The sequence below is a fragment of the Enterococcus raffinosus genome, assembly GCF_001886185.1.
In the GTDB taxonomy this organism is placed as follows: domain Bacteria; phylum Bacillota; class Bacilli; order Lactobacillales; family Enterococcaceae; genus Enterococcus_A; species Enterococcus_A raffinosus.
In genome coordinates, this window is sequence record NZ_JXLA01000123.1 from 1 (window position 1) to 526 (window position 526).

1 pseudogene is annotated in these 526 nt (G+C 38.2%); it reads left to right on the forward strand.

The features are described 5' to 3' along the window. Positions 1-149: 149 nt before the first annotated feature. Positions 150-526 (forward strand): annotated as a pseudogene (locus tag RV13_RS20525) (glycosyltransferase family 1 protein); the annotation flags it as partial.

A 526-nucleotide genomic window follows, 5' to 3' on the forward strand; every position in this document is an offset into this window, starting at 1 on the left:
TATACGCAAAAAATCTCCTTTTTCTTTACCCAATTATAATTTTTATAAAATTAATTTTGGTTATTTTTAGCCATGTTTTAGGTGTATCATGGAAGAGAAGAAACAATCGAAAACTGACCAATATTTTTAGTCAAAAGGAGAGAACACTTATGCCAACGAAACCATTGAGCCAAATCGCACTTTTCAAAATGCACAGGGAGAACCTTCAGAAGAGAATAGTGAAATTTTATGATGAATCACAGGACGCGGATTCTGTTATTCAATACCTTATTGCCGTGCTGATTCGCCAATGCTTGTGCATCAGTGATTTCTCAGATTTTTGCAGTGAATTAGTCCGAGAAATCTTTCTTTCGGCCGAGCCGTCAGATATGTTGCGGAAGGCTTGTCCCTTGTTCCGTGGCTATTTCAGCAGCGGCAAAGAGTGGGAACAGGTCACTCGCCGTTTATATAAAAATAGAAATGAATACCATCGCTACAACAACCGACTGAGCGATTGCAAGAAATATATCTTTAGTAAAACAACCCC